The 24,729-nt window shown below is 68.8% G+C and carries 15 protein-coding genes; 7 read left to right on the top strand and 8 right to left on the bottom strand.

Translation table 11 applies throughout. From position 1 onward, the window contains the following. The first annotated feature begins 16 nt into the window (after positions 1–16). On the top strand, positions 17–997 hold the full coding sequence (locus B7R21_RS09220; RefSeq protein WP_253259726.1) for a glycosyltransferase family 2 protein: 981 nt from the start codon (positions 17–19) through the stop codon (positions 995–997). 39 nt (positions 998–1,036) lie between these two features. Here the strand turns inward: B7R21_RS09220 and B7R21_RS09215 are convergent, their stop codons facing one another. The 4 genes from B7R21_RS09215 to B7R21_RS09200 all read right to left on the bottom strand — a co-directional run bounded on the left by B7R21_RS09215 (position 1,037) and on the right by B7R21_RS09200 (position 8,960). After that, positions 1,037–2,068: a glycosyl transferase gene (locus B7R21_RS09215; protein WP_116282953.1), complete on the bottom strand. Its 1,032-nt coding sequence runs from the start codon at positions 2,066–2,068 to the stop codon at positions 1,037–1,039. A gap of 10 nt (positions 2,069–2,078) precedes the next feature. Further along, complete coding sequence (locus B7R21_RS09210) at positions 2,079–6,806, bottom strand: LamG domain-containing protein (RefSeq protein ID WP_116282952.1); 4,728 nt, start codon at positions 6,804–6,806, stop codon at positions 2,079–2,081. Positions 6,807–6,901: 95 nt separating this feature from the next. After that, entirely contained in the window at positions 6,902–7,591 is a 690-nt protein-coding gene (locus B7R21_RS09205; protein ID WP_116282951.1) for a hypothetical protein, read from the bottom strand. Continuing rightward, positions 7,581–8,960 (bottom strand): hypothetical protein, encoded by a 1,380-nt coding sequence (locus tag B7R21_RS09200; RefSeq protein WP_147305858.1) that lies wholly within the window; start codon positions 8,958–8,960, stop codon positions 7,581–7,583. The genes B7R21_RS09205 and B7R21_RS09200 overlap by 11 nt, the downstream gene beginning before the upstream one ends. A 137-nt stretch (positions 8,961–9,097) precedes the next feature. On the opposite strand from B7R21_RS09200, the gene B7R21_RS09195 reads away from it, so the two are divergent. Both B7R21_RS09195 and B7R21_RS09190 read left to right on the top strand, forming a co-directional pair. Further along, a complete protein-coding gene (locus tag B7R21_RS09195) occupies positions 9,098–10,879 on the top strand; it encodes a right-handed parallel beta-helix repeat-containing protein (protein ID WP_116282949.1) in 1,782 nt (593 codons plus the stop codon). 155 nt (positions 10,880–11,034) lie between these two features. Then, complete coding sequence (locus B7R21_RS09190; RefSeq protein WP_116282948.1) at positions 11,035–11,505, top strand: adenylyltransferase/cytidyltransferase family protein; 471 nt, start codon at positions 11,035–11,037, stop codon at positions 11,503–11,505. Between the two features lie 62 nt (positions 11,506–11,567). Here B7R21_RS09190 and aspS read toward each other — a convergent pair whose 3' ends face one another. Then, positions 11,568–13,349, bottom strand: coding sequence for an aspartate--tRNA ligase (gene aspS / locus B7R21_RS09185; protein ID WP_116282947.1), 1,782 nt, complete (start codon positions 13,347–13,349; stop codon positions 11,568–11,570). Between the two features lie 540 nt (positions 13,350–13,889). Here aspS and B7R21_RS09180 point away from each other — a divergent pair. Continuing rightward, a complete protein-coding gene (locus B7R21_RS09180) occupies positions 13,890–14,279 on the top strand; it encodes a DUF6855 family protein (RefSeq protein ID WP_116282946.1) in 390 nt (129 codons plus the stop codon). A gap of 19 nt (positions 14,280–14,298) precedes the next feature. On the opposite strand, the gene B7R21_RS09175 is transcribed toward B7R21_RS09180, so the two are convergent. Further along, positions 14,299–15,975 carry a hypothetical protein gene (locus B7R21_RS09175; protein ID WP_147305857.1) on the bottom strand — a complete coding sequence of 559 codons (1,677 nt, stop codon included), beginning with the start codon at positions 15,973–15,975 and terminating at the stop codon, positions 14,299–14,301. 88 nt (positions 15,976–16,063) lie between these two features. On the opposite strand from B7R21_RS09175, the gene B7R21_RS09170 reads away from it, so the two are divergent. Next, positions 16,064–19,027, top strand: coding sequence for an AfsR/SARP family transcriptional regulator (locus B7R21_RS09170; protein ID WP_116282944.1), 2,964 nt, complete (start codon positions 16,064–16,066; stop codon positions 19,025–19,027). Here the strand turns inward: B7R21_RS09170 and B7R21_RS09165 are convergent. Further along, positions 19,024–19,791 (bottom strand): ABC transporter permease, encoded by a 768-nt coding sequence (locus tag B7R21_RS09165; protein ID WP_116282943.1) that lies wholly within the window; start codon positions 19,789–19,791, stop codon positions 19,024–19,026. The genes B7R21_RS09170 and B7R21_RS09165 overlap by 4 nt on opposite strands. After that, positions 19,791–20,762, bottom strand: coding sequence for an ATP-binding cassette domain-containing protein (locus B7R21_RS09160; protein ID WP_116282942.1), 972 nt, complete (start codon positions 20,760–20,762; stop codon positions 19,791–19,793). Before B7R21_RS09160 ends, B7R21_RS09165 begins: the two co-directional genes overlap by 1 nt. A gap of 233 nt (positions 20,763–20,995) precedes the next feature. Here B7R21_RS09160 and B7R21_RS09155 point away from each other — a divergent pair, with 233 nt between their 5' ends. Both B7R21_RS09155 and B7R21_RS09150 read left to right on the top strand, forming a co-directional pair. Next, positions 20,996–23,794: an alpha/beta fold hydrolase gene (locus B7R21_RS09155; protein WP_172592114.1), complete on the top strand. Its 2,799-nt coding sequence runs from the start codon at positions 20,996–20,998 to the stop codon at positions 23,792–23,794. Further along, on the top strand, positions 23,791–24,645 hold the full coding sequence (locus B7R21_RS09150; RefSeq protein ID WP_116282940.1) for an ABC transporter permease subunit: 855 nt from the start codon (positions 23,791–23,793) through the stop codon (positions 24,643–24,645). The genes B7R21_RS09155 and B7R21_RS09150 overlap by 4 nt, the downstream gene beginning before the upstream one ends. Positions 24,646–24,729 lie beyond the last annotated feature (84 nt).

Here is a 24,729-nt window from a genome sequence, read left to right as displayed (position 1 = left end):
CGGGATAATGACGGGGATGAACGCACACGGAATGACCGGGCAACCCGCGTCGAGAACACTGGTCGTCGCTGTGCTGACCTTCAGGAGACCGCTCGATCTGGCAGGCATCCTGCCGATGCTGGTCGCCCAGCTGCACGACGCGCGCGAGGGGGTGGCCGGCACGGTACTGGTCATCGACAACGACCCTGCCGGCTCCGCGCAGAACACCGTCGAAGTCGCCGTGGGCAGGATGCCGGGCGACGATCGTGCGCTGGTGCGCTACGTGCACGAACCCACGCCCGGCATCGCCGCCGCACGCAACAGGGCGCTCGAGGAGGCCCGCGGAGCGAACCTCCTCGTGTTCATCGACGACGACGAGCGCCCCACCGAACACTGGCTCCGCTCTCTGCTCGACGTTCAGGAGCGAACGGGGGCCGCCGCCGTGGCGGGGCCCGTGGTCTCGGACTACGAGGTCGAACCCGGCCCCTGGGTCGTGGCCGGCCGGTACTTCGAACGCCGGCGCCTGGCCGACGGGACGCCCATCACCGTGGCCGCCACGAACAACCTCCTGCTCGACCTGGCCTTCACCGATTCGCTCGGTCTGCGCTTCGACACCACCCTCGGGGTGATCGGCGGGGAGGACACCCTGTTCACCCGCCAGATCGTCGCGGGCGGCGGGCGCATGTTCTGGGCGGCGGGGGCCGGAGTCGTCGATGTGGTGCCACGCAACAGGGTGACGAAGAAGTGGGTGGTGCTGCGTGCCTTCTCGAGCGGGAACAGCTGGAGCGTCACGACCCTGATGCTGCTTCAGCGACGCAGCCCGAAGAGGCTCGCGGCTCAGGTCGAACTGACGCTGAGGGGTGCCCTGCGGGCCGCCGCGGGTACCGGCCAGATCGTGGCCGGCATCCTGCTCGGCTCGCTCGCGCACCGAGCCCGGGGAACGCGCACCCTGGCCCGGGGAGCAGGGATGATCGGCGGCGCCTGGGGCTATTCCTACGAGGAGTACCGCCGGGCCTGACCGGGGGTCGGCGCGGGAACCACCTGAGCGGGCCATCCGTCAGCCCCCCGCGTGTTCGAGTTGGCGACGGGTGACGGCCTGGCTGGCGGCCAGGTACGCGGAGTAGTGCCGGAGACCCGCGTCACGCCAGTCGCGAGCACCGAGCCGGGGTGGTTCGACAGGGCGGTGGTTCTCGACCTGGCGAAGCGTCTCGGCCAGAACCGTTGCCGTGAGTTCCCCGGTGTACTGGTGGACCCAGCCGAAGCCGACCTCCGCGGCGAGGCGTTGGTTCACCGGGTTGGCCGGCAGGAGCACCGGCCGGTTCAGCGAGAGAGCGGTCAGGGCCCCGCCGGAGTTGTGCATCTCGGTGTAGGGAAGCACGACGAGACTCGCGCGGCTGACCGTCTGCACCAACTCGGCATCGTCGAGGAACTGGAGCGTGAGACCGATCCGCTCGTCACCGGCAGCGCGTCTGCGGAGGTCGTCGGCGAGTTCCGGCGTCGAGGGCCGGCCGGACACCTGGAGTGTGACGTCGCCCGGCAGCGCCCGGAAGGCGTCGATGAGCGCATCGACGCCCTTGTACCGACGGATCAGGCCGAAGTAGGCTATGCGGCCGGGTTCGGGTTCGGCCACGGGGTAGTGCTCGAACCAGTCCCGGTAGTGGCCGTGCGGGATGAGGGCGTACTCCGGGTCATCCCGCACCGGAGTCTCGGGGTTCAGCCGGATCCACAGTGTCGTCTGGCGTTCGAACTGGCGAAGGAGCGCCCGCTCACGCCGCGAGATGCCGGAGGGCAGTTCGAGGTTGTGCAGCGTACGCACGATGGGCGTTCGCGTCATCCGGAGTCTCAGCAGCAGCAGGGCGGTGAGGCCCTGGCGCGCCAGGGCCTTCAGCGGACTGTGGCCGGAGACCAGGATCTCCGGCCAGTGCACGTGGAACACGTCGTACCGGCCGAACAGCGCCCCCCGCCACGAGAAGTTCCGAACGCTGACTCCTGCGATGGAGTCGATGCTCTGGGCGAGCATCACCAGGTACGGATTCGTGGTCGGGCGGGGGACGGGGAACGACTGCTGCACGATGAAACTGTTCTTCATATGGCGCGCCTCACGGTTTGAAGGCACTCAGCTCCTGCACGGTGACCTGTTGCGGTGCGTTGGTCGCCGTGCCGGAGACGTAGCTCAGCAGGCCGATGCCACCCGGAGCCTGGAGCCCGGCAAAGCTGTCGGTCGCCTGTACGGTCCAGGCCGTCGGTTCGGTCGTGCCGGCCGGCCAGACCTTCGCCTTGATGGTGGTCGGGCTCGTACCGGTCACCTGCAGGCGGAGGCTCAGCTTGGTGCCGGCCACGATGCTGCCGGGCACGACCACCTCACTGGCCAGCGTGGTCGCCGTGGCGGAACCCTGGAGTGCTGTCAGCGAGACGGCAGCCGTGCCATTGTTCTTCAGGCGGATCGCCGCGCGGTACTCGTTGTTCGTCGCGGTCTTGCGACCCACGGCGTACAGGTAGGTACCGCCGCCGGTGGCGATCTTGTCCAGACTGAACTGCACTCTCAGGTCGGTGTCGGCCTGCGAGACGCTGTTCAGGTAGGCACCTGTCTGCGAGCCGGCCGCTCCGAGCCGGAACACCGCACTGCCGTTGTTCACGGCGAGGTCGGATGCTGTACCGAACTTGGTCCAGGCGCCCCCCACATCGGCCGTTCCGAACCCGTTCGCCACAGTGCGGGTGAAGGAGTCGAGCGCGAACGGCATCGCCGGCGGGTTCGTGACCGTCACGGACTGCGTGGCGGTCGACGTTGCACCGGAGTTGTCGGTCACGACCAGCGTCGCAGTGTAGGTGCCCGCCGTGCCGTAGCCGTGCGACACCGTCTTGCCCGAGCCGGTCTGGCCGTCTCCGAAGGTCCAGGCGTACGACGAGATGGTGCCGTCGGAGTCGGTGGATGCCGCACCGCTGAAGTTCGCGGTGAGATTCGAGACCGTGGAGTCGATCGCGGCGACCGGCGGAACGTTGGCGGGCGGCGGAGCCGTGACCATCACGGAACCGGTGGAGACGCCCGTCGCGCCCTTGTTGTCGGTGACCGTGAGCTTCACCGAGTACGTGCCCGCCGAGGCGTACACGTGCGTCGGGGTCGGGCCGGTTGCGGTCTGGCCGTCTCCGAAGCTCCACGCATACGATGCAATGGTGCCGTCACTGTCTGCCGAGCCGGAGGCGTCGAAGGCAACACTCAGGTCCGTCGGCGTTGCGGCGAACGAGGCGGTCGGCGGAACGTTCGGCGGCGGGGCAGCGACAGCGGTCACCGTGGTCTGCGAGACCCCGGTCGCGCCGTCGTTGTCGGTCACCGTGAGCTTCACCGTGTACGTTCCGGCGGCGGCGTAGGTGTGCACGGGCGGGTTCGCACCCGTGGCCGTGGATCCGTCGCCGAACGCCCAGGCGTACGAGGTGAGTGTTCCGTCGGTGTCAGCCGATCCCGTTCCGTCGACCGTGAGGGCGAGGTTCGTGACCGAGCTGGTGAACGACGCCGTCGGGGCCACGTTCACCCGTGGGGCTGTCACCGTCACGGCGTTGGTGAAGACACCGGTCGCACCCTTGTTGTCGGTGACCGTGAGGGACACCGTGTAGGTGCCGGCCGCAGCGTAGGTGTGCGAGGTTGTCGCACCGGTTGCACTCTGGCTGTCGCCGAAGTCCCAGGCGTAGGAGGCGACCGTTCCGTCGGGATCGGCCGATCCGGTCCCGTCGAAGGTGGCGGCAAGGTCTGCCGTCGCCTGGCTGAACGATGCCGTCGGTGCCTGGTTCACGGCGCCGGTGGTGCCGAGCGAGTAGTGCTGGGCGACCGTCGCCGCGCTGAGCGCGTTGTCGTACACCGCGGCCTCGTCGATCCGGCCGTTCAGGAACGCACTCGAGGAGCCCCAGGTGTTGTCACCACCGATCCGCCAGTAGCCGTCGTAGGGCTGTGCCTGCGTCTGCGGGTTGGTTCCGATCAGCTGGCCGTCGACGTAGAGCTTCAGGCCGTCGCTCGACTGCGAGGCCGTCACCAGGTGCCAGATGCCGTCGTTGTAGGAACCCGGTGTTGTGATGGTGTTCAACTGGCCCGTGTAGGTGCCGAACACCAGCTGCCCGTTGTCCTGCAGGTAGACGTGCCTGTCGTAGCTGCCGGAGGTTCCTGTCTGGTTGCTGCCGAAGCCGATGATCTTGCCGCCCACGGTCGTGGTGGTGTTGAACCACGCCTCGATCGAGTAGGTCTGCGGGTTGGCGATGCGCGCCGAGGTGGCCACCATTCCGCTCTGGCCGTCGAACGAGAACGCCTTGTCGGGGTTGCCTGCAAGGGCTCCCGCCGCGCCGGTCGTCACGCCGCCCGAGATCACGCCGGGGTCAAGACCCTGGCTGGCATCGGCCGCAACCGTGCCACTCGCGTCGTTCAGACGCCAGTACACACTCGGTGCGTCGTTGTAGACGCGGTTGCCGTAGTTGTCAGCCGGGGGCTGGGGAAGCCGCGAGGTGCGACCGGAGGCCACGAAGTGCGCGTCGACCTGCTGCTTGTTCAGCACCTGGTTGTAGACCGCCACATCGTCGATGTCGCCGGCGAAGAAGTTCGAGCCGCTCCAGGAGGAGTCGCCGCCGATCCGCCAGAAGCCGTCGTACGGCTGCGCCGACGTGGTGTCGCTGCGTGTTCCGACGCGAACGCCGTCTACGAACAGCTGCATCCCCGTGGAGCTCAGCGTGCCGACCACCTGGTGCCACTGGCCGTCGTTCAACGCTCCGGCCGACTGCAGCACCTGGGTGTTGCCGTTGTAGACGCCGAAGTTGATCCTGCCGTCGGTGGTCATGTAGATGTGGCGGTCGTAACTCGACGACGTTCCCGTGCTTGAGTTACCGAAGCCGACGATCTTGCCGCCTGCGGTCGTGGTCGTCTTGAACCACGTCTCGAGCGAGAACGTCTGCGGTCCAGCGACGGGCGTCTGGGTCGACGAGAAGCCGGTGCCGTCACCTGAGAAGGTCGACGCCGTGTTCGAGTCGCCTCCGATCGCGCCGGCTGCCCCGCGGGTCACGCCCGGGCCGGCGACCTGGTCGTTGAATCCGACCCAGTCGTAGACACTCGTACCACTGGCCTCGCCGAGCCTCCAGAAGCTCGCCGGAGTGTCGTTCTGCACCGCCGAGGTGTAGGGGCTCGGGCTCGCGGCCGTCACAGTGACGCTCACGCTGTCGCCGATCACGGTGTTGCCGAGCGGATCCGTCGCCCTCACGCGGTAGCTGTAGGAGGCGCCCGGTGTCAGACCGGTGTCGACGAAGCCGAGGTTCGGCATCTTCCAGACCGAGGATGCCGCCGTCGTCGTGTAGACCGGAGTGTTCAGGTTGCCGTTGCGGTAGACCGCGTAGGTCAGGTTCTCATTGTCACGGTCGGCGTTCGCTGTGAAACTGACGCGTGCGGTGCCTGCGGCGAGGGAGACGACAGAGGGCTTGAACGCGGAACCGGAGTTCAGCGGTCCCTGGGTGTTCGGGGCGATGGAACGCACCGCGAACCGGGTGAGGCCCTGCTGGCGCTTGCCGTTCACCTGGGTGAACTCGCCGCCGTAGACCACGTACTGGCTGTTCGCCGCGACGCTCCACGGTCCCTGGCTCTGCCCGGTGAAGGTGCCGGTGTTGAAGTCGGGGTACCAGTTCAGCAGGGTGGGCGCGGGGTTGCCCGCGAAGTTGTAGTAGCCGAGCGGGTCGCTCGTGATGGTCTGCGTGGCCGACTTGCTGAACGCGAGCGCGCGGTGGAAGACCCACGGCTGCGGCGTCTGCTGGAACCCGGCGATGTTTCCGCAGTAATGCGGGTGCCCGGCGATGTAGAGCGCTGTGCCCGTGGAGGCTGCCGAGTAGGTGTCACCGTGGCAGTCCTCCATCCAGACCATGTTGCCCGTGGCCCAGTCGGCCCGGAACGATCCCTCGAGGTTTCCGCCCTGGCCGAACACGTAGCCCGAACCGTAGAAGCTGTCGCTGTCGGAGGTGAGACTGGTGATGGATGCCTGCGAACCACCGTTCCGAATGACGTTGTTCACCGTGAACGCGCCGATGATCTGGCCCGTGACCGCGTCTGTGGACGCGAGGCCGTAACCGGGGTTCGTGGATCCGCCGAGGGAGGTGAAGCTGCCGCCGACGACGACCTTCGTGCGGTCGGGGGAGATGGTGAGAGCCGTGACGTCGCCGCCGGCGGCATTCGGGTCCCACGCCAGGTTGGTGCCGTTCGAGGCCGTCACGGCACCGACCTTGTTGCGCACATCCTTGCCGATGCTCGAGAACGTTCCACCGAGGTAGACAGCGGTCGGGGTGGCCACGATCGCGCTGACGGTGGAGTTCGTGCCGGGAGCCCAGGACGTGACCACAGCACCAGTCGACGGATCCAGGGCCGTCACGCGGTAGCGGTTCACTCCGTTGACGGTGGTGAAGGCACCTCCGACGTACAGGCGTGTGCCGTCAGGCGAACCGGTGACGGCCTTTACCTGCCCATTCAGCACGGGCGCGAACCCGGTGTTCAGCACGCCGGTCGTCAGGTTGTACGACAGCAGGTAGGTGCGGGAGACGGTGTTCACCCCCGCTGCAGCCCCGGCCGGCTGCGCCGTGGTGAAGTTGCCCCCCACGAAGACGGTGTTGCCGATGATGGTCTGCGACCACACCACCCCGTTGATCTGGGGGGTGGGTAGAGCATCCGCCGACACCGTGGGCGGCGAAGTCGCCGCTGTCGGGTCGGTGGGGGCAGTGTCCGCCTGCGCGGACTGCGCGGCGGTCAGGGAAGTCAGTGCAACGGCAACGACGGTCGCTAGGACGACCATCGACCGGCGCAGGGGCGCCAACGGCATAGGAGTGCCTCATTCGATAGTGCGCGAAAATTCGGTTTCGCGGATGATTCGAATGTAGGGCAGGCGGGAACCTTTAATCTCCCCCCAGAACGGGACTATCTCGGGGCAGCGCCCTCGAACACCGCGACGGGGCTTCCGGCCCGGTAGCCGAGGGTGATCCGTACCGCGTCGCGCTCCTCGGCGGGTACGACGAAGACGTAGCTGCCGGTGACCGCCTGGCCCGCGCCAACCTCGGCGGGGAGCGGGACGCTCGCGCTCACCAGCTCGTTCGAGGGTGTCTGGTTCGCGCCGTACGTCAGGTCGACGACGGCGGTCTGGAGCGACACAGCAGCCGTGCCCGAGTTCGTGGCCGTCACCGTGAACTTCAGCGACGGTCCGCCGATCTCGCCCACACCGTTCGCCACGCCGTCGACCGAGGTGATCTCCGAGATGCTCACCGTGAGTCCGTCGGCGACTGCAGCGGGGGAGTCGAGGGGAACGGGAGCCTGTTCGACGGGTTGCGCCGGGTCTTGGGGGTCGGTGGTGGGGCCCGCCACTGAGGGAGCACCTGCGCCGTCCACGGGCAGCGGTGTGCCGCCCGCATCCACGCCCTGGGAGTTGGCGTCGGGCGCGCTGCCCGACGACGACGCGGACGAACCGAGGCTCGCCACCACCACGGCGATGACGATCACGACAGCCACGACGATGGCGATCACGATCCCGATGACCAGCGACCGGCTCGGCTTCTGCCTCGTCGGTTCCGGTGAGGCCGACGTGCCGGGTGTGGGGGATGAGTCAGCGGGCACGGGAGCCTCTCGGGGGACGGGTATCGGGGATGGCGACCGGCACCGGCGCCCGGGGCGGGGCAACGGACACCGCCCGGCGGAGGGCAGTTCGCCGGGCGTCCCCCGTGGGGCGGGCTGTGAGGGGGATGGCGAGCATCCCGAGCATCAGCACGAACAAGGGCTCCGCGCTGTAGAACGGGCTGAATCCCACACCCCACAGGCTCGTGGCCGTCGCGAACACGATCACACCCGTGGCGGTGCGGTCCGCGATCCTGATGGCAATGCCCCACACGGCGACGATCACGACCACCACGAGGAACAGCAGCCCGGGCAGGCCGAAGTGCGCGAAGAAGTCACCCGCGATGGAGTGCAGTTCGTAGTGCCCGCCGAAGAGGTACACCTCGACATAGCCGTTGTCGGGCGCATAGTTGATGGCGGCCATGCCGGTCTTGGCCGCGGTGATGTCGGTGACACTCGGCACGGTGCCCGAACCGAACCCCCACCACTGGTGCCGGAACAGCGCCCAGGTGGCTGCCAGCTCCGGGCGACCGCCGAGGATCAGCGACCCCGACGTCTCGACCTGTTGCAGGGTTCGTGCCTGGGTGGATGCACCCAGGTAGCCGTCGAGGATCAGCGCCTGCCCGAGGTTGTAGACCACCGCTGTGAGTCCGCCGAGCCCGAGCACCATCCGCACCGCCGAGAGCGACCTGTTCTTGCCCTTCGGAATGACTTGGAAGGCGACGATGATCGCGGCGAGCAGCAGGATCGCGAAGGCAGACCGCGAATCGTTCAGGCCCGACGCCACCGTCAGGGCTCCGAGAACGAGCAGCTGCAGCCAGCGCCTCCCCGACTTGTGGGCCAGAGACAGGGCGATGATCGCCACGGGCACGGCGAATCCGAACTTCCAGGGATTCGAGGGATACAGCGGGCTGCCCGGGTTGACGGCCAGCAGGAGCCCGACGCCGAACCAGAGCGTGACGCTCGATTCGGGGAGCACGCGCCTGGCCCAGAGCACCACGCCGATGGCGAGCAGGGCTCCGACGAGGAGCACGGTCGTGCTGGTCAACAGCGATCCGTCTGTGCTGTGGTCGCCGGCGTTGAAGAAGGTCAGCCAGATCCCCGACAGAGCGGCCAGCACACCGGTGCCGAACAGAGCCCACCCCCACCGGTAGCGGCGCACCACGGGCAACCAGACCGGCAGGAGCACGAGCGCGGCGACGTGACCGACTTCGATGCCCTGAGGCAGGGAGATACGGGCCCCGATCAGCACCAGAGCGCCGATCGCGAGGAACCTCACCCAACGCCTGGGGTCGCGCGAAGACGCCGCTGGAGGCACCGGATGCCCGGTTGCACCTTCAGCGCGCAGGGCACTCTCGAGACGCAACGGCATGCGAACACCCTAAACCGCAAGCGGCGGTAATAGCGCAACCGGGCCGCCCCCAAAGCAGGTGTACCCCGAACGGGTGATAGGGTTCTGGCTCAGCCGAGCCCCCCTCTGTCGACACTCGAACCTCCTGGGAGTGCCATATGCCTCAGCCCCACCGTCTCGAGCCCCTCCGTCTCGTCGCCCCGGATCCCGGCCGTCGGCCGCGCGTCCTCTTCCTCTTCTCGCTTCTCTCCGCCCTTCTCCTGACCGTGGGGCTGCTGGCCGGTTCCCCCGTCAGCGCACAGGCGGCGACATCCGCCGCGGGCGCCGCACCCCTCGGTTCCCTGAGCTACCCCGTGCCCTCGGGTGCCCTGTTCGTCTCGGTCTCCTCCGGCCAGGATTCGAACGCCGGAACGAGTTCCGCGCCGCTGAAGACCGTGGCTGCCGCCATCGGCCGGGCGAAGAGCGGGGGGACGATCGTGCTCCGGGCGGGGGTCTACCACGAGGCGGTGGTCATCCCGACGAACAAACCCCTCACCATCCAGCCCTACCTGCAAGACGTCGTGTGGTTCGACGGGTCGTCGGCACTGTCGGGATTCGCCGCCTCGGGCACGACCTGGACGGTGTCGAACTGGACCTTCGCCCCGACGAGTGTGATGAACGGCGTGGCAGACAACCCCGGGTTCGTGGATCCGGCCCACCCGATGGCGGCCCGCCCCGACCAGGTCTTCTACGACGGCGTCGCGATGAGGCAGGTCGGCTCGGCGTCCCAGGTCACCGCCGGTACGTTCTCCGTCGACAGATCGGCCAGAACGCTGACCATCGGCAGCAGTCCCTCCGGCCACAAGGTGACCGGGAGCACGCTCGGGCAGGCGATCTACGTCATGGCCCCCGGGAGCGTGCTGCAGGGATTCGGTGTTCGCCGGTACGCCACGGACTACGCCAACCGGAGCGCGCTGCGGCTGGCCAACATCAACATCTCCGCGCGCCAGCTGATCGTCGAGGACAGCGCGATGATCGGCATCAACGTCGAGAACAACAACGTCGTTCTCGATCACGTCACCGTCACCCGGAGCGGTCTGCTCGGTATCGGTGCGAACGCCTCGTACGGTCTGGTCATCAAGAACTCGTCGGTCACAGGCAACAACTCCGAGCAGTTCAAACCGGCCCCCGTCTCCGGTGGAATCAAGATCACCCGCACCCGGGGCATCACGATCACCGGTAACAACACCAGCGACAACTTCGGTTCCGGCATCTGGCTCGATGAATCCTGTTACAACGCCACGGTGACGAACAACGTCTCGTCGGGCAACCAGTACACGGGCATCCAGATGGAGATCTCGAGCAACGCGATCATCGCGAACAACGACGTCTCGAACCAGCAGTTCGGCATGCAGCTCTTCGATGCGAGCAACGTGAAGATCTACAACAACACCATCGGCAACAATTCGAAATTCGGCATCCGGATCTACCAGGACCAGCGGCGACAGGCCACCGCGTCGTTCGCCGGGCACGACCCCCGCCAGGCGATCCCCGACCCGACAGTGCCCTGGATCACGAAGAACATCACCATCGCGAACAATGTCTTCGGGGCCGGCGGGTTCTTCCAGATCTGGGCGCTCGACGGAGTCACCCACATCCCCGCGGACTCGATGGCGATCACGGTGGCGGGCAACCTCTTCAACCACCGCACGACGATGGCGCAGTCGACGCTGCTGGCGTGGGGTGGGAGCGACAATTCGACGATCAAGCGCTACGACACGGCAGCCAGCATGCTGGCGAAGAGTTCGGCCTTCAAGAATTCGGAGACGACGTCGAGCAAATCGCTGTCGCAGATGTCGGCTGACATCGCCGCAGCCGGTGCCGGAGCCGTCGCTCTGCCGACGGACGTCGCCTCTGCCGTCGGTACGTCTGCGGGAACAAAGAGGGTGGGCCGCTTCTGAGAATGCCCACGAACGGGGGCTTCGCACGCCCCCTTTCGTGGGCCTAGGCTCGGAAGGATCAGTTGCGGCGTGACGCTTTCCTAGGGCGGCACGGCGGAATCGCCTCGAGCTTCGCCCCTTTGGCGCGTTGTCGACTAACCCGAAGTAGTCACTCAATGACCCGACGAATCGGCTATGCAGCCGGCGCCTACGACTTGTTCCACGTAGGCCACCTCAACCTCCTCAAGCATGCCAAGGACCGTTGCGACTATCTGATCGCCGGCGTCGTCTCCGACGAGATGCTCGAGCTCAACAAGGGCATCAGGCCGGTCGTTCCGCTGGCCGAGCGCTTGGAGATCGTGAACCACATCGACTACGTCGACGAGGCGCGCGCCGAGGTGCGGAGCAACAAGCTCGACACGTGGCGGGATGTCGGCTTCGACATCTTCTTCAAGGGAGACGACTGGCGCGGCACCGACAAGGGGGGGCGTCTGGAAAGGGAGTTCGCCCTGGTCGGAGTCGAAGTCGTGTACTTCCCGTACACAATGCACACCTCCAGCACGCGGCTCCGCCAGGCACTCGACGTGCTCTCCGGGCTGCCCGAATCCTGGGTCGTGCCCGAGATCAAAACGGCCGAGTCGAAGTGACGGGCCTCATCCTCACGGGATCCTGACTCCGAACCCGCCGCCGGAGCACTCCGGCCCGTCGATCAGACCGCGGCTGCCGAAGCGGGCGAATCCACCCCAGCCTCACGGCGCTGCTGCAGCGTGATCGGAGCGGGCGCCTCGGTCAGTGGATCGACGCCACCACCCGACTTCGGGAACGCGATCACCTCGCGGATCGACGACGCGCCCGACAGCAGGGCGCAGATGCGGTCCCAGCCGAACGCCATCCCTCCGTGCGGCGGAGCCCCGAACTCGAAGGCGTCGAGCAGGAACCCGAACTTCGCCTCCGCATCCTCCGTGCTCAGGCCCATCACGGCGAAGACCCGCTCCTGGATGTCGCGGCGGTGGATGCGGATCGAGCCGCCGCCGATCTCGTTGCCGTTGCAGACCAGGTCGTAGGCGTAGGCGAGCGCCTCGCCCGGATCGGTGTCGAAGGTGTCGATCGACTCCGGCTTCGGTGAGGTGAAGGCGTGGTGCACGGCAGTCCATGCGCCGGCGCCGACCGCGACGTCGCCCGCCGCGACAGCGTCACCCGCGGGCTCGAAGAGCGGAGCATCCACCACCCAGAGGAACGACCAGGCCGACTCGTCGATGAGCCCGGCGCGGTGGCCGATCTCGAGTCGGGTCGCGCCGAGGAGGCTCTGGCCGGCCTTCCGTGTGCCGGCAGCGAAGAAGATGCAGTCGCCGGGCTGTGCGCCGACCATGGCCGCCAGGCCCGAACGCTCCGTCTCCGACAGGTTCTTGACGACCGGGCCGCCGAGCTCCCCGTCTTCGCCGACCAGCACATAGGCGAGCCCCTTGTGGCCGCGCTGCTTGGCGAACTCCTGCCAGTCATCGAGCGTGCGGCGCGACTGGGCGGCGCCACCCGGCATGACGACGGCGCCCACGTAGGGGGCCTGGAACACGCGGAAGGCGGTGCCTTCGAAGTAGTCGGTGAGCTCGGTGAGCGGTGTGTCGAAGCGGAGATCCGGCTTGTCGGAACCGTATCGGTCCATCGCCTCGCGATAGGTGATCCGAGGGAAGGGTGCGGATGTCTCGTGCCCGACCAGTGCCCAGATACGGTGTGCGAGCTCCTCGGCCAGTTCGATCACGTCGTCCTGGTCGACGAAGCTCATCTCGAGGTCGAGCTGGGTGAACTCCGGCTGCCGGTCGGCCCGGAAGTCCTCGTCGCGGTAGCAGCGTGCGATCTGGAAGTACTTCTCCATACCGGCCACCATCAACAGCTGTTTGAACAACTGGGGGCTCTGTGGCAGGGCGTACCAGCTGCCCGGTCGGAGCCTGGCCGGCACCAGGAAGTCACGCGCGCCCTCCGGCGTCGAGCGGGTGAGAGTCGGCGTCTCGATCTCGACGAAGCCGCGGTCGCCGAGCACGGTGCGGGCAACGCGGTTGACGTCGGAACGCAGGCGGAGGGCCGCTGCTGGCGCGGGGCGGCGGAGGTCGAGGTACCGGTACTTCAGACGGGTCTCCTCGCCGACGCTCACCCGGTCGTCGATCGGGAAGGGCAGCGGGGCCGAGGTGTTGAGGATCTCGATGCCGGCCACAGAGACCTCGACCTCACCTGTCGGCAGCTCCGGATTGGTGTTGCCCGAGGGGCGGACCTGCACCTGGCCGTCGATGCGGATGCAGTACTCATCGCGGAGATCGTGCGCGCCGGATGCCTCCAGGACCTCATCGCGCACGACGACCTGCACGATGCCGGAAGCGTCACGCAGGTCGAGGAAGGCGACACCGCCGTGATCCCGGCGCCTGGCCACCCAGCCGGCGAGGGCTACGGTCTGGCCGGCATGTTCGGCGCGCAGGGTGCCGGCTTCGTGGGTGCGGATCACAGGGAACGTCCTTCGGGTCGAGAGAATCTGGTGCCCTCCCATCGTAGAGCCGGGCGCCGACCGCAGGTTTCGGGCTGCGTCGCCCGGCCCCCTCCGCCTCGGCCGTAGCCCGGCAGACGTCCCAGATCGGTCTCGGCTCGCGGATCCATGCCGCGTTCGCCCACGCTGGCACAGGAGACGAATTCATCGCCCCGCGCCTCCCCGACGAGACGCGTCAGGGAGTATTTGAGGAATGATCATCCTCGGCACCAATGTGGTCTCGGAATTGATGAGAAGAGACGCCGAACCGGCGGTGATCTCCTGGGTCGACCAGCATTCCTTCGCAGAACTCTGCATCCGCTGGCTCACCTTTTGGAGGAGGAATTCGCCGGCCACATCCTCCGGTTCGATGAGTCTGCAGCCGTGGCGTTCGCCGCCCTGGCCGCGAGGCGGGTGCGGGTGGGACGGCGGGTAGGCAGGGGCGGGCGGGAGGAGGCGCCGGAAAGGAGGGCGGCACGCGCGCCGGGGGGTGGCTAGAGTCAGCAGGGGAAGGGTTCAACGATGACCGAAGGCACATCCGGCGAACCGTGGCAGCTGACGACGGCGCCCGGCTCCTCCAGCTACACGATGCACATCGAGGGCAATGAGCTCATCTGCCAGGACGGATCCACCCAGTTGACGTACCGGGCCAGGGCCATCACGGACCTGCACGCATGGCTTCTCGAGCAGGGCGACTGGGTACCACTCGGCGCGGCCGACGAATCGAAGGACGCCGCCGCGGGCAGTATCGAGGCATGGGGCCGGTCGGACACCAACCCGGTGGGCGGCTGGTACGGCCTCCGCAAGGGCTACCGGGGGCGGTTCGGCATGTATCTCCCGCCGCTGCTCGAGAAGCTCGGGCTCGTCGAGCTGACTCACACGCCGAGGAACAACACCGCCCGCGCCCTCTGACCCTCCGTTGCCCGAGCCGTCAGGCAGGCGGCCGGAAGGCCGACTTCGGGGCGCCCGGCCCGAGCCCCTGCGTCTCGAACTCGTCGAGCACGGCGCCGGAGGTGTCGAAGTGCCAGCCGAGCACCCGCCAGCCCTGGATGCTGCCGGTGATCTCGATGCCCTCCACCCGAGCGCTGCTCGGAACGTCGAGCGGGCCCTCGAAGAACCAGTACTCGGCCGCGGCGAGTTCTTCGGGAGTCTCGATGATGTGGCGGTCCGTCGTGGTGTAGACGAAGGAGTCCGCGGGGTGGTCGTCGAACACAGCGAGCTTGCCGCCGGCGAGGAGCGCCCGGAAGGGGGCGAGTTCGTCGGCCTCCGCCTCCGTGGACGAAGAGATACGCGCCTCGGCCGCGGGGAAGAGAGCGGCGATGCGCTTACGGAGATCACCCAGCTCGATCGTTTCACCGGCCAGCAGCACCCGGTGCGAATCGTCGACCCCGGAGACCGCCGCCGCCAGCTCGTCGCAGCCTGCCCGCTCGCGCCCGACCGCCTCAGCCGCGAGCATCTGGCCGAAGTCGTAGGGCGGGGGAGCGGCGAGCTCCACCTCCCAGGTCTGCAGCAGCCGCTCGGCTCGGTCGACAAAGGCCCCGAGCCGCGCCTCGGTCTCGTCGTCGAGCACCATCGCGCCCTGCGCGCTGGCACCCTCCGCGCTGGCACCCTCCGCGCCGACTCCGGCAGCACGTCGCCCCGGCTCGACACGGCACGCGTAGGCGTCGTCGATGCTCGCCGTCGCCGAGGCGGTCACGGCGTCGCCGTAACACTCGACAGCGGCGTCGCCGTAACACTCGCCGGCGCTGTCTCCGGCGCCGTCTCCGGCGCTGGCTCCTTCTCCGACGACGATCGCCACGCCGAAGCCGACGTCGGGTTCGACCCGGCCGGGGGCCACGATCCGGCCATTCCTCACCTCGAAGCCGATCTCACCGGCCACTGCGGAGCGCGACCCGGCGGAGCCCGACACGAGCATCACCCGGTACCGGCCGTCGTGCTGGTCAAGCAGGTGCCAGTCGCCGCCCCAGCCTGACGCCGAGAGGTTGTTCCAGCCCCGCACGCCGTCGAAGGTGATCGCGATCGTCTGGCCCATGATCTGGCCGTCATTTGCCGTGGCGGTGTCGGCCGTCTCGACGGATCCTGTGCCCAGACGCACCCCGTCGAGGAGGCAGTGCGCCTCGAGCCGCCACACCTCGACGTCGCCGGCCACGAACATCCGCACACCGAGCCGTGGCGCGTCGGGTTCGTCGGCCGTGTCGAGGGCGACGAGCCCGAGACCCGGCGCCCGGGCGTTGTCGACCGCGTAGCGGTGCTCCCCGGGCAGCGCCAGCACGGTCAGCCGCCCGTCGTGCAACAGTTCGTCGGCCCCGTCGAACACCGAGACGAGCCGCAGGGTGAACTCCACCGTGCCCGCCTCGTCGAGGTCGCCGCCCTCCTGCCAGCGCTCCAGCTCAACGGTGGTGTGCTCTCGATCATCCAGAACCGGAGCGGGCACGCGGTGCTCGAACCAGGGCGAACCGTCTGGCCGGGCGACGGTCCACACCAGTTCGCGGCCGGGGGAGGACGGCCCGAGCAGGGTGAGGCTCAGCTTCGGGTGCCACCCCGCCGGGTGGTAACTCCCGAAGGAACCCGCCACGGCGCGGAGGGAGTGTTTGATCACGGACGTCATTGAGAAATCATCACGTATCGACGCTCCGGTCGCAACGGTGAACCTCAGGCTGAACGTCACCACGGCGCACCCGCATTAGAGTTGCGAGGTGAGAATCGTGCTGCTGGGTGGCCTGCGGGTCGACCATGAGGGTCGGGCCGTCACGGTGTCCGGAACCATGCAGCTCGCGGTGCTCTTCCGGCTGGCCGTGGATGCCGGAGTCTCCGTCAGCTACCGGGCCATCGCTGAAGACGTGTGGGGGCTCGATACTCCCGAGAACTCGAAGGCGGCCCTGCAGTCCATCGTGTCGAGGCTTCGCGCGCAGCTTCCGGACGGGGCGATCGAGTCGACCGCGGGCGGGTACCGACTGAGCGTTCTGCGCCACGACGTCGACGCGCTGGCCTTCACCGACCTGGTCGACGAGGCGTCGGCCGCAGCACAGTCGGCAGGCACGGGCACGGGCACCGGCTCGGCTGCGGGCACCGCCGCGGGCACGCACGAAGAACCAGCCACCCTCGCCCTCCGCGCCCTCGCCCTCTGGTCGGGCGAGCCGTGGATCCCGTCGCCGAACTTCGACTGGTTCGTACGCGACCTCGCCCGCGACCACAGCCGGGCCGTCGAGCTGCGTGGAACCCGCCGGAGCGGAGGCGCGCGCACCCCGGAGCGCCGGGATGCCGCCCTGCCCGCCCAACTCACGAGCCTGGTCGGACGCGAGCGCGAACTCGCCATGATCGCCGAACAGCTGCAGGGCAACCGCCTGGTGACCATCATCGGAACCGGTGGCGCCGGCAAGACCCGACTCGCCCTCGAGACCGCCACTCGCCGCGAGAACGCCCTGCTCGTCGAACTCGCCCCGGTCGGTCCGAGCGAGGTGACCGCTGCCGTTCTGACCGCCACCGGCCGGGAGCTCCGCACGGCCGAGACGACCGGCGAATCGAGTCGCACGCGCATCCTGGAGTCCCTGTCCGGGCGGGACGTGCTGCTGGTGCTCGACAACTGCGAGCACGTGATCGACACGGCGGCGGCGCTGTCGCAGGATCTGCTGTCGGCCCTCCCGCGCCTTCGCATCCTCGCCACCAGCCGGGAACCGCTCGGAGTCCCGGGGGAGGCCTTCGTGGCGCTCGGCTCCCTGTCGCACCCGGCCGACGGGGAGATCGGATCGTCGACCACCGCTGATCTCGCCTCCTTCGCCGCCGTGCAACTGTTCGGCCAACGCGCGCTCTCCGCCCGGGGGCGGATGCTCGAGGGCGACGAAGTGGTTCTCGCCGCGAGGATCTGCTCGCGCCTGGATGGGCTTCCGCTGGCGATCGAGCTGGCCGCCGCAAAGCTCCGCACAATGGAGCCGGGCGAGATCCTGACCGGGCTCGACGACCGGTTCACCCTGCTCACGGGCGGCTACCGCACGGGCATCCCGCGCCACCAGACCCTCAAGGCGATGATCGATTGGAGCTGGAGCCTGCTCGGCGACGACGAGCGGCGGGCGCTGCTCGGGTTGTCGGTGTACCCGGCGGGGGTGGGTGTCGGCGAGGCCCGATCCCTCGCCGCCGCCCTCGGGCTCCCGGATGTCTCGGCCTTCGATTCGCTGGTTGACCGTTCGCTCCTGCAGCGCTCGCGCGGACGCTACCGGGAGCTCGAGACCATCCGCGAATACGGCATCGAACGGGCGATGGCCGACGGGAGCGTGGCCGGAGCGCGTTCCGCCCAGGCCCACTACATGATGCACCGCGCCGGGGAGTTCGACCGGATGCTCCGGGGCCCTGGCATCCTGGAGGCCGTCTCGTGGTTCGACGACGAGGAGGACAACCTGGCCAGCGCCCTCCGCCACGCCGTCGCCCTGCCTCTGCCCGACGTTCTGGTGCGCCTGACGATTGTGAGCCTCTGGTACTGGGTGCTGCGCGACCGGAACGAAGAGGCCGCGACGTGGCTCCGCACGGCGTCGGAGGCGGCCGCGACGGTGGAGGGGGACGAGGCCAGGATCCTCTCGCTCATGTCTCCCTTGCTGCAGAACTTCACCGGCAACGAGAACGACGACTTCGACACGGCCCGGATGATCGGTCGCCTGCACGAACTGCTCGAGCCCCTGCGGGCTGTCGAACTGGGGGCCGGCAGCCACGAACTGATGCAGTTGATCGGGCCGAGCCTCCTGGCGTTCGCGGAAGTGGCCGAAGACCCCGATTGGATCGCCGCCGTTCGGCTGCCACGGGGCGAGGATCTCGGTCTCGACACCTGGCCGACCGCGATGCTGCACGTCATGCGTGCCGGGGCCGCCCAGAACCGGGGTGCTGTCGACGAGCTCGGTGTCGAATCGGAGACCGCCCTGCGCCTGCTCGCGGAGGTCGGTGACCGCTGGGGGAGCGCCCTGGCCGAACGGATGCGCGCCGAATGGCTGACGCTGAAGGGCCGGCTCGCGGAGGCGCTCGAACTCGCAGACTCCTCCGCCGCGACGATGCGGACCATCGCCTCGGCTACCGACTTCGCGCGCGAGCAGGGGCTGAGCATCCAGTTGCTCTGGCGGCTCGGTCGTGTCGACGAGGCCCGTGCGCGGGTGGACCGGAGTGTCGCCGAGACCGACGCGGGCGGGGACCCCCGGGCCATTCTGCAGGCGCAGCTGAACGCCCTGGTGCTCGATGTGTCGCTCCGTGACGCCTCGTCGGCGGGCATCCGGGTCACGAAGATCGACGAACTGGTCGCACACTCTCGGCTGCCCCGGCAGATCTCCGCCATTCTCGAGACGGCCAAGGCGGCGCTGGCGCGGGAGCTCGGAGATTTCGAGGCAGCCGAGCGGCATCTCCGCTCGGCTGCGGAGAGCTCGCTCTCCAGCCGGGACCAGCCCATCATCGGCAGCGTCGCCATCGGTGCCGGCATGCTCGCCCTGGCCCGGGGCGACGTGGCGACAGCCGTGCGGGCGGCGGATTTCGCAACCTCTGTGATCGGCGCCTTCGACGCGACGCACCCCGACCTGATCGCGATCGGGGAGGCGGCGGAGCACGCCGGAATCGGGCGCCCGCGCACCGGAGTGCCCGAACGCCCGAACGCGGTCGATTTGCTGGGAAGCCTGCTGGGGCCCGCCTAGATCTTTCTGCGGTACGCCCACGTCGCGGGCGGGAAGAACACTCCGACGAGCACGACGCAGGAAGCGATCACCCAGAGGATCTGGCCCGTCGTCGTGTCGCCGGCCACACTGGTCGAGCCGGTGAGCAGGCCCCGCATCGACTCGATCACATGTGTCACGGGGTTGATCGCGACCCAGCCCTGCAGCCAGGTCGGCAGGGTGGAGGCCGGTACGAACGTCGACGAGCCGAAGGTCAGCGGGAAGACGATCAGGAACGACAGACCCTGCACAGCGCCCGCGCTCCGGGCGAGCATCCCGATCAGCACAGAGACCCAACACAGGCTCACGGCGAACGTGATGATCAGCAGGATCGCGATCGCCACGTGCCACCAGGGCGTCTGGAACTGGAAACCGATGATGGCCCCGAACACGAGGGTGACGGTGATGGCGATCGAGTGGCGCACGATGTCGCCGAGCACCGCGCCGAAGAGGGGAGCGGAGCGGGCGATCGGCAGGGAGCGGAAGCGGTCGAAGATGCCCTTCTGGATGTCGGTGTTGAGGTTCACGCCGATGGTGAGAGAGGTGAACATGATGGTCTGCACGATGATGCCGGGCAGGGCGAATTCGACGTAGGCACCCGTGGAGCCGGCGATCGCTCCACCGAAGATGAAGACGAACACGACGGTGAGGATGATCGGCTGGAGGGTGACGTCGATGAACTGTTCGGGGTTCCGCGTCATCTTGACGACGGAACGTCTGGCGAGAATGAGGGAGTCGCGGAGCATCAGGCGGCCGCTCCTTTCGTGGTCGTGGCGTCGGCTGCGGTTCTGTTCTGTCCGGTGAGCGAGTAGAAGACCTCATCGAGGCTCGGCAGGCGGAGCGACAGCTCCGACACGGAGATGTTCTCGGCCGAGAGGGCCGCGACCACCTGCGTCAGCGCCGACTCGTCGGTCACCGGCACCGACAGCAGATCCGGTGCCGGTTGTTCGGGCTCGCGGGTGCCGAAACGGATCATCAGTTCCCGCACCCGGGGGAGGGAGGCGACATCCGTCGGCCGCACCTCCAGCGTCTGGCCGCCGACCTGGCGCTTCAGGCCCTGGGGGGTGTCGTGCGCGATGATCGAGCCGTGGTCGATGACGGTGATCTCGTTCGCGAGCGCGTCGGCCTCCTCGAGGTACTGTGTCGTCAGCAGGATGGTCGTGCCCTGTTTCACGAGCGCGCGGATCATGTCCCAGACGTCGTCGCGCTTCGCCGGATCCAGCCCCGTCGTCGGTTCGTCGAGGAAGACGACGGCGGGCCGCCCGATGAGGGACGCCGACAGGTCGAGCCGGCGCCGCATGCCGCCCGAGTAGGTCTTCGCGAGGCGCCCGGCGGCATCGGTCAGGTCGAACTCTGCGAGGAGTTCGGATGCCCGGATCTTCGCCTGCCGGGTCGTCAGGTCGAGCAGCTGGCCGACCATCACGAGGTTCTGCATACCCGTGAGGTCTTCGTCCACGCTGGCGAACTGGCCGGTCAGGCCGATCTTCCGTCGCACGGCCGTGGCCTGGTGCACGACGTCGAGGCCCGAGACGGTGGCGGTGCCGCCGTCCGGCTTCAGCAGCGTCGCCAGGATGCGCACCGCCGTCGTCTTGCCGGCACCGTTCGGGCCAAGCACTCCGAGAACGCGGCCCTCCTCGACGGTCAGGTCGATCCCATCGAGGGCTTTCGTCTTGCCGAAACGTTTGACGAGGCCGCGGGCCTCGATTGCTGCTGTCATTCCTGATCTCCTCTGCGCCAGGCGCGTCGTGCTGCGCGTCTGGAACGAGTGTGCGGCCCGGTCTCTGCCGCGCCGCTGTCAGTGTCTGTCAGTCGCTGTCAGTGCGTGTCGCTGTCAGTGCGTGTCGCTGTCAGCGACTGTCGCTGTCAGTGCCTGTCGCTGTCGCTGTCAGTTTCGGTCAGCTGCTGTCAGAGGCCGGAGTTAGCATGAGGGCAGAACGGATGAGGTCACGGATGATGCGTAGGGATCGGCCGCCGGGTGCTCGTGCGGGTCGCCGCCGGGCGCACTCGGCCCTCGTGGTCGTCGCCGCGCTGGTCCTGGCCCCTCTGCTGTCGGGTGCTGCCCCTGCCACTGCTGCCCCTGCTGCTGCAAGAGCCACCGCTGCCGTCACGACGACCACTGCCAGTCCGTCGGTGCACTCGTTCTTCGTGCCCGTGCCCGAGGCGCCGGGCAGCAGTACGAACATCCAGATCGACACCGACCTGTACACGCCCGCCGTGACACCCGCGCCGGCGGTGCTGCTCGCGCACGGATTCGGGCAGACCAAGACCGACCTCGCACCCGAGGCGAAAGAACTGCAGGACGCGGGCTTCGTCGTTCTCGCCTACACCGCCCGTGGTTTCGGCCAGTCGGGCGGGTCGATCGGGCTGGACTCCCTCGACGGCGAGGTTCCGGATGCCCGCTCCCTCGTCGACGTGCTGGCCGGTGAACCGGCGGTCGAGAAGGTGGGCGACGATCCTGTGGTCGGAGCCGTCGGCGGCTCGTACGGGGGAGCACTGGCGCTGATGCTCGGGGCGACCGACCCGCGGATCGACACCGTCGTCGCGGCCATCACCTGGAACGACCTCGCCCAAGCACTCGTTCCGCTGTCGGCTGGGCGAGGCGCCGGATCCGCTCTCCGGGTCTTCAAGTCGGGCTGGGCCACACGGCTCTTCGGTGCGGGCATCACCACCACCGACCCGTGCGGGCGGTTCACCCCCGCCTTCTGCACGCTGTACGAGAACCTCGTCACCGGCGGGCAGCCGAGTGCCGCCGACCTGGCGCTGCTGGAGCGATCCTCGCCGGCGACCGTCCTGTCGGGGATGCATGCACCGACCCTCCTGTTGCAGGGCTTACAGGACAACCTCTTCGGGCTCGACCAGTCCGATGCGAACGCCCGGCAGCTGGCGGCGGCCGGCGCACCGGCGCAGGTGCAGTGGTTCAACGGTGGCCACGACGGCGGCGGCATCGGCGGCACCGACACGGTCATCCGGTCATGGCTCACCGACCATCTGAAAGCCGCAGAGCCCGTCGCCCCGACGTTCAGCTACGCTGTTCCGCCGAATGCGACCGCGTTCGGCACAACCGTCACGTCGGCCGCCTACCCGGGGCTCGAAGGGTCGGGTCAAGCGCAGCAGGTTGCCCTGGATGGTGCCGAGAAGACCATCGTGAACCCGCCCGGAGGCCAGCCGGCCTCTGTGACAGGACTCCCGGGTCTTGACACCAGCAGCGTGGCGGGCCGCACGGCGGTCGGCCTGCTCGGCGCCGCCAACTCCCCGGCGGAGCAGGCGCGGTTCGTCTCCGCGCCGTTCACCGATCCGCTGGTGCTGGCGGGGGCCGCCAGTGTGCGGGTGCGGGTCACGCCGGCGCCCGGTGCGACCTCGGCGGGCGAGGAGACGTCGGGCTCGGCGTCCGGCTCCGGCTCGGGCTCGGGGGAGGCGCTGCTGTTCGCACAGCTCTCCGTGGGCACCGGGGACGCGGTGCGCGTGCTCCCCGGCGGTGTCGCGCCGATCCGGGTGGCGCTCCCGGAGGGCGGTGCCGACGTGACGGTGAACCTGCCGGCCACAACGTGGAGCTTCACGCCGGGCGACCAGCTCACGCTCACCCTCCGCAGCACCGACTCGCAGTTCCAGGGCCAGGCGAGCCCGGCCGCCTATGTGGTGTCCCTCGACGGGCCGATCAGCCTGCCGACCGTCACGGCCGCAGCCGTCGACCAGAGCGAGGGCCAGCCCGCGACCGGCGTACTGGTCGGGATCGCCGCGACCCTGCTGGCGGCACTGGCGCTGGTCATCGGGGCACTCGTTCGAGGTCGGAGAGGCGCGGGTGGCACCTCGCCCGCTGCGGAGCCAGCCCTCATCGAACAGCCTCCGCTCAGCATCCACGGCCTGACCAAGCGTTTCCGTTCCGGCTTCCTCGCCGTCGACGACGTGTCGTTCACCGTCGAGCGCGGCCAGGTGCTGGGACTCCTCGGCGAGAACGGAGCCGGCAAGACGACGACCCTCCGCATGGTCGCCGGCCTCATCCGCCCCGATGCCGGCACAGCGACGTCGTTCGGCGCAGAGATCGGCCCCGGTTCCCCGGTGCTCGCGCGGGTCGGCTGTTTCATCGAGGGCCCCGGTTTTCTGCCGCACCTGTCGGGTCGGCGCAACCTCGAACTGTACTGGGCCGCGACCGGCCGGCCACGGGCCGAGGCGCAGTTCGACGCGGCCCTCGCCGTTGCCGACCTCGGCGGCGCCCTCGCCAAGCCGGTGCGCAGCTACAGCCAGGGCATGCGCCAGCGCCTCGCGATCGCGCAGGCCATGCTCGGGATGCCCGACCTCCTCATTCTCGACGAGCCGACCAATGGGCTGGATCCGCCGCAAATCACCGCCCTCCGCGGGGTTCTGCGGCGCTATGCGGAAGGCGGCCGAACGGTGATCGTGTCCTCGCACCTGCTCGGTGAGGTCGAACTCACCTGCTCCCACGTGGTCGTGATGTCGCACGGGCGGGTCGTCGCGACCGGGCCCGTGGGCGAGATCGCCGGAGACGCCAGCGAGCTCGTCATCGGCGTCACCGCGGTGGATGCCGCCCTCACCGCCCTCCGTGCTCTCGGCGTCGATCGCGCTGACGAGCATCCACCGGCCGCCATCCGCGTGGTGCCCGGCCCGCACCCCGTCGAAGAGGTCGTCGCCGCGCTCGTCGCCGCCGGGGTCGGCGTCACCGACCTGCAGCGCGGTCGTCACCTCGAAGAGGCCTTCTTCTCGCTCATCGGTTCGACGGAGCCGTCGGCATGAGCGCCGCCCAGCTGCCCGGCCGCACGGGCACCATGCCGTTCCGGGTCGAGCTTGCCCGCCAGCTCAGCCAGTGGCGGGTGCGCATCGTGCTGCTCATCCTCGTGCTGATACCGGTGATCGTCAGACTGGCGCTGCTCATCGGGGGAGCGCCGACCTCCAGCAGCGGCAGCAGCTCCCAGACCACCACCCTCGTCGCGCTCGCCCAGGCGAGCGGCGGCACCTTCGCGGCCTTCGTGCTGCAGTTGACCCAGGGGTTTCTCATCACCCTGATCGCGGCGCTGCTGTACGGCGACATGATCGCAGGGGAGGCCTCCCGCTCCACCCTGAAGTACCTGCTCACCATCCCGGTTCCGCGGCTGCGGCTGCTCGCGGTGAAGGTGGGGGTCGCGTCGGCGCTCCTGCTCGCGGGTCTCCTCGCGCTGACCGTCGTCGCGCTCGTCGTCGGCCTCGTCTCGTTCGGGCCGGGCGGAATCCAGGTGCCGGGCGGGCCCCGACTCGCGCTCGGCGACTCGATCGGGCGCCTCGGTCTCGCCACCGCGACCGGCGCCGCCGGACTCCTCTGGGCAGCGGGCCTCGGCACCCTCCTCACAGTGGTGTCGAACAGTCCGCTGGCCGCTGCCGGGGGAGTCGTGCTGGTGTCGATCCTGTCGCGGCTGCTGGACTCCATTCCGACCCTCGGGGATCTGCGGATCATCCTGCCGACGCACTATTCGACCGCGTTCAGCCAGTTCCTGACCGCGCCCACGGATCTCGCCCCCGTAGCCGACTCCGTTCTGTCGGGCCTGGTCTGGGCGGTGGTGCTCGGCACCTGGGCGGCCTGGTGGTTCAGCCGCAAGGACGTCTCGGGCTGACCGCCCGTTCGGGGGGCATACGCGAACGACCCGGGCTCCTAGATTGGGGGCACCACCTTTCATCGCCCCATGGACACAGTTGTG

Source organism: Subtercola boreus (assembly GCF_003399625.1).
Taxonomy (GTDB): domain Bacteria; phylum Actinomycetota; class Actinomycetes; order Actinomycetales; family Microbacteriaceae; genus Subtercola; species Subtercola boreus_C.
The sequence above is the reverse complement of the archived record's forward strand: the minus strand, read 5'-3'. Positions and strand labels throughout refer to the sequence as shown.

What these genes read in the sequence shown, in the direction of transcription:
- B7R21_RS09160 (WP_116282942.1), bottom strand. Translation starts at nt 20,762, where the DNA reads ATGACAGCAGCAATCGAGGCCCGCGGCCTCGTCAAACGTTTCGGCAAG.
- B7R21_RS09190 (WP_116282948.1), top strand. Translation starts at nt 11,035, where the DNA reads ATGACCCGACGAATCGGCTATGCAGCCGGCGCCTACGACTTGTTCCAC.
- B7R21_RS09200 (WP_147305858.1), bottom strand. Translation starts at nt 8,960, where the DNA reads ATGCCGTTGCGTCTCGAGAGTGCCCTGCGCGCTGAAGGTGCAACCGGG.
- B7R21_RS09150 (WP_116282940.1), top strand. Translation starts at nt 23,791, where the DNA reads ATGAGCGCCGCCCAGCTGCCCGGCCGCACGGGCACCATGCCGTTCCGG.
- B7R21_RS09180 (WP_116282946.1), top strand. Translation starts at nt 13,890, where the DNA reads ATGACCGAAGGCACATCCGGCGAACCGTGGCAGCTGACGACGGCGCCC.
- B7R21_RS09175 (WP_147305857.1), bottom strand. Translation starts at nt 15,975, where the DNA reads ATGACGTCCGTGATCAAACACTCCCTCCGCGCCGTGGCGGGTTCCTTC.
- B7R21_RS09165 (WP_116282943.1), bottom strand. Translation starts at nt 19,791, where the DNA reads ATGCTCCGCGACTCCCTCATTCTCGCCAGACGTTCCGTCGTCAAGATG.
- B7R21_RS09215 (WP_116282953.1), bottom strand. Translation starts at nt 2,068, where the DNA reads ATGAAGAACAGTTTCATCGTGCAGCAGTCGTTCCCCGTCCCCCGCCCG.
- B7R21_RS09155 (WP_172592114.1), top strand. Translation starts at nt 20,996, where the DNA reads ATGATGCGTAGGGATCGGCCGCCGGGTGCTCGTGCGGGTCGCCGCCGG.
- B7R21_RS09195 (WP_116282949.1), top strand. Translation starts at nt 9,098, where the DNA reads ATGCCTCAGCCCCACCGTCTCGAGCCCCTCCGTCTCGTCGCCCCGGAT.
- B7R21_RS09210 (WP_116282952.1), bottom strand. Translation starts at nt 6,806, where the DNA reads ATGCCGTTGGCGCCCCTGCGCCGGTCGATGGTCGTCCTAGCGACCGTC.
- B7R21_RS09220 (WP_253259726.1), top strand. Translation starts at nt 17, where the DNA reads ATGAACGCACACGGAATGACCGGGCAACCCGCGTCGAGAACACTGGTC.